This is a genomic window from Brevundimonas sp. AAP58, assembly GCF_001295975.1.
In the GTDB taxonomy this organism is placed as follows: Bacteria; Pseudomonadota; Alphaproteobacteria; order Caulobacterales; family Caulobacteraceae; genus Brevundimonas.
On the sequence record NZ_LJHU01000108.1, the window covers coordinates 1 to 4309 of the forward strand.

Here is a 4309-nt window from a genome sequence, read left to right on the forward strand (position 1 = left end):
CTGAGCGGCGGGGGGTCTGGGCCCCCACGGCCGCCGATCTGGCCGATCAGGCCGAGGACCTGGTCGGACCCAACGACATCGTCATGGTGAAGGGCTCGAACGGCTCGAAGGCGTCGCTTGTGGCGGCGGCGCTGCTGCGGCTAGAGCGGGCGGAAACGGGGAGCGTCTGAGTGTTCTACCTGCTGTATCTCTACTACGCCGACGTGGCGCAGGATTACCCCCTGCTGAACCTGATCCAGTATCAGACGGTGCGGGTGGCGCTGGCGATGGCCACGGCCATGATCGTCGCGGTCGCCATGGGCAGCCGCTTCATCGCCTGGATGCGGATCAAGCAGGGCAAGGGTCAGCCGATCCGCTCCGACGGGCCGGTCAGCCACCTGTCCAAGGTCGGCACCCCGACGATGGGCGGGCTGATGATCCTGGCCGGCATCGGTGTGGCGGTGTTCCTGTGGGGCGACCTGACCAACCCCTACATCTGGATCGTGTCCCTGGTGACCGCCGCCTTCGGCGTGCTCGGCTTCGTCGACGACTACGCCAAGGTCACGAAGCAATCCTCGGCCGGCCTGACGTCGAAGCAGAAGCTGGCGGCCCAGATCGCCGTGTCCGTCATCGCTGGCATCCTCGTGGTCGTCTGGATGACGCGATCGCCGACCTCGCCGTTCCTCGAGACCTCGATCGCCTTTCCGTTCTTCAAGGACGTACTGCTAAACATCGGCTGGTTCTACGTCGCCTTCGCCGCCTTCACGATTGTGGGCTTTTCGAACGCGGTGAACCTGACCGATGGCCTCGATGGCCTGGCCATCGTGCCGGTGATGATGTCGGCGGCGGCCTTCGGCATCATCGCCTACCTCGTCGGCAACTTCATCTTCTCGGACTACCTCGGCGTCCACCATGTGCCGGGCTCGGGCGAGCTGGCCATCTTCTGCGCCGCCATCATCGGCGGGGGCACGGGCTTCCTCTGGTATAACGCCCCGCCGGCCAAGATCTTCATGGGCGACACCGGCTCGCTGGCGCTGGGCGGCGCGCTGGGCTCGATCGCGGTCGCCACCAAGCACGAGCTGGTGCTCGGCATCGTCGGCGGCCTGTTCGTGGTCGAGGCGGCCTCGGTGATGATCCAGGTCGCCTACTTCAAGGCCACCAAGAAGCGCATCTTCCTGATGGCCCCGATCCACCACCACTTCGAGAAGATGGGCTGGCCGGAATCGACGGTGGTCATCCGCTTCTGGATCGTGGCGGCCATGCTGGCCCTGATCGGCCTGTCGACGCTGAAGCTGCGGTGACGACGCGCGCTCGCTCTGCTCTCTTCCCCTGGAGGGGGAAGGGCTGGGGATGGGGTGGAGGCACGGCGTCTGAAGTGTGGCTTAGACACCCCGATTTCCGGAGAGTCTTTCGGGCTCACTTCAAGCATCGGGGGTCCACCCCATCCCAGCCCTTCCCCCTCCAGGGGAAGGGCTCGCGTGCGCTTGACGGTCGCCTTCTCCGTCCAGACAGCGAGGAGGAGAGGCCATGATCGCCGTCCCCGGCTTCGAGGGGCGCCGCGTCGCCGTCTTCGGCCTGGGGCGCTCAGGGCTCACCGCCGCTCGCGCGCTGAAGGCCGGGGGCGCACACCCCATCCTGTGGGACGACAGCGTCTCCTCGCGCATGCAGGCCGAGGCGGAAGGATTCGCCGTCGAGGACCTGACCGCCGCCAACTGGTCCGGGTTCGCCGCGCTGATCCTGTCGCCCGGCGCGCCTCTGACCCATCCCAAGCCGCACTGGACCGTGGACAAGGCGAAGGCCGCGAACGTCCCCGTCATCGGCGACATCGAGCTGTTCGCCCGCGCTCTCGCCGCCCTGCCGGAAGAGCAGCGCCCCCGGGTCGTCGCCATCACCGGCACCAACGGCAAGTCCACCACGACGGCCCTGATCGGCTGGGTGCTGAAACAGGCGGGCCTGACCGTCCACGTCGGCGGCAACATCGGCATCGGCGTGCTGGCCCTGCCGGCGCCGACGCGGGACGCCGTCTACGTCATCGAGGTCTCCAGCTACCAGCTCGACCTGACCACCAGCTTCGCCCCCGACGTCGCCATCCTGACCAACATCAGCCCTGACCATCTGGATCGCCACGGCGGCATGGAGGGCTATATCGACGCCAAAGCGCGGCTGTTCCAGGCGCTGAGGCCGCAGGCCGTGGCGCTGATCGGCGTTGATGAGGCGGAAGGGCAGGGGATCGCCGCCGATCTGACGATGCGGGACATCGCCGGCGTCCGTATTCAAACTTCCGCTCATCCCGGCGAAAGCCGGGACCCAGTTCTTTCGCTCGAGCACAATGGCTCGGATCAACAGCTGGACAAAGTCTCGACCGATCATCGCCCAAAGGACTGGGTCCCGGCTTTCGCCGGGATGAGCGGAGTATTGGAAGCCCGTGGCCGCACGCTGCTCGCCAACGGCCAGCCGCTCCTCGACCTTACCCCCGCCCGCTCGCTCCCCGGCCGCCACAACGCCCAGAACGCGGCCTTCGCCTACGCCGCCGCCCGCGCGCTGGGCGTTTCGCACGAGATCGCCGTCCAGGGCCTGATGACCTTCCCCGGTCTCGCCCACCGCATGGAGGAGGTCGGCCGCCTCGGTGCCGTGCGCTTCATCAACGATTCCAAGGCCACAAACGCCGACGCCACGCGCCAGGCCCTGTCCAGCTACAGCTCCGTCTTCTGGATCGTCGGCGGGCGCGCCAAGGACGGCGGGATCGAGGACCTGACTGACCTCTTCCCCCGCGTCGTCCACGCCTATCTGATCGGCGAGGCGGCCGAAGACTTCGCCCGCACCCTGGCCTATACGCCCCACACCATCTGCCGAGACATGGCCACGGCCGTGCGTCGGGCCGCCGCCGACGCGCAAGCCGCCGGTGGCGATCAGATCGTCCTTCTCAGCCCCGCCTGCGCCAGCTTCGATCAGTTCCCCGATTTCGAGGCGCGGGGAGAGGCCTTCCGCGCCGCCGTTCTTAACCTCGGAGCTACGCCTTTCGTTCAGGGTTGAGAAACCATGACCGAGGCGACCGCCCCATCCTACGTCCCGCCGTTCAGCCGCAACGATCCCAGCCCTATCGCCAAGTGGTTCTGGACGGTCGATCGCCCGCTGCTGGGCGCGGCGCTCGCTTTGATGTTCCTCGGCGTCGCGCTCAGCTTCGCCTCCTCGCCCGCCGCCGTCCTCGTGGACGAGTCGATCACCGACCCCTTCCACTATTCATGGCGGATGATGGTCTTCGCCGGGGCCGGACTGACCGGCATGCTGATGATGTCGCTCCTGTCCCCGCGCGGGGTCCGGCGCATCGCCGTGCTGGCGCTGCTGGGAGCCATCGTCACCATGGCGGCGCTTCCCTTCATCGGTGATCCGGTCAAGGGCGCGGTGCGCTGGGTCGACATCGGCCCCTTCGGTCTGCAGCCTAGCGAGTTCGCCAAGCCCGCCCTGATCGTGTTCGCCGCCTGGATGTTCTCCGAAGGCCAGAAGGGGCAGGGGGTGCCTGGCGTCTCCATAGCGTTCGGGACCTACGCGGTCGTCGTGGCGCTGCTGCTGATCCAGCCCGACATCGGTCAGACGCTTCTGATCACCACCACCTTCATGGCCGTGTTCTTCATGGCAGGGGTGCCGTTGCGTTGGGTTGCGGTGCTGGGCGGGATCGGCGCGGCCGGGATGGCGGCCATCTATCTGCTGTTTCCCCACGTCCAGTCGCGCGTGGCCAAGTTCGTCTCGCCCGGCGCCGAGGACACCCACCAGATCGACCGGGCGTCCGAGGCCATCCGGGCCGGCGGCCTGGTCGGGCGCGGCATCGGCGAGGGCGTGATGAAGCGCTCGGTGCCCGACCTGCACACCGACTTCATCTATTCCGTCGGCGCCGAGGAATTCGGCCTGGTGCTCAGCCTCATCATGATCGGGCTCTACGCCTTCATCGTCGTGCGCGGCATGAGGAAGGCGCGGATGCTGAACGACCCGTTCGAGCAGACGGCGGCGGCGGGCCTGTTCATGCTGATCGGGCTCCAGGCCTGCATCAACATCGCGGTGAACCTGAACCTCATCCCGACCAAGGGGATGACGCTGCCCTTCATCAGCTATGGCGGGTCGTCGATGCTGGCGATGGGGCTGACGATGGGGTTCGCGCTCGCCCTTACGCGGCGTCGGCCGGGGGCCTATGAGCCGGGCGCGAGCCTGTATCGGCCCCGCCGGATGCTGATGCCGTAACGCAGCACGGCCTCTCCCTCCCCCTGCGGGGGAGGGCAGATCGCGAAGCGATCGGGTGGGGGCGGCCCGGCGATCATCGCCTGTGCATCGCATTGCC

General features: G+C 67.7%; 3 protein-coding genes. All 3 read left to right on the forward strand.

Features of this window, described 5'->3' with window-relative positions; genetic code table 11:
* Positions 1-170 precede the first annotated feature (170 nt).
* The 3 genes from mraY to IP78_RS13095 all read left to right on the forward strand — a co-directional run bounded on the left by mraY (position 171) and on the right by IP78_RS13095 (position 4212).
* Positions 171-1280, forward strand: a complete 1110-nt coding sequence (mraY, locus tag IP78_RS13085; RefSeq protein WP_054112117.1) for a phospho-N-acetylmuramoyl-pentapeptide-transferase — start codon at positions 171-173, stop codon at positions 1278-1280.
* A 226-nt stretch (positions 1281-1506) separates the two neighbouring features.
* On the forward strand, positions 1507-3012 hold the full coding sequence (murD, locus tag IP78_RS13090; RefSeq protein WP_054112118.1) for a UDP-N-acetylmuramoyl-L-alanine--D-glutamate ligase: 1506 nt from the start codon (positions 1507-1509) through the stop codon (positions 3010-3012).
* Between the two features lie 6 nt (positions 3013-3018).
* Positions 3019-4212, forward strand: coding sequence for an FtsW/RodA/SpoVE family cell cycle protein (locus tag IP78_RS13095; protein WP_054112119.1), 1194 nt, complete (start codon positions 3019-3021; stop codon positions 4210-4212).
* Positions 4213-4309: the final 97 nt, after the last annotated feature.

Bases quoted from the DNA above. Each gene is read 5' to 3' on its own strand.
- murD (WP_054112118.1), top strand. From the start codon at position 1,507: ATGATCGCCGTCCCCGGCTTCGAGGGGCGCCGCGTCGCCGTCTTCGGC.
- IP78_RS13095 (WP_054112119.1), top strand. From the start codon at position 3,019: ATGACCGAGGCGACCGCCCCATCCTACGTCCCGCCGTTCAGCCGCAAC.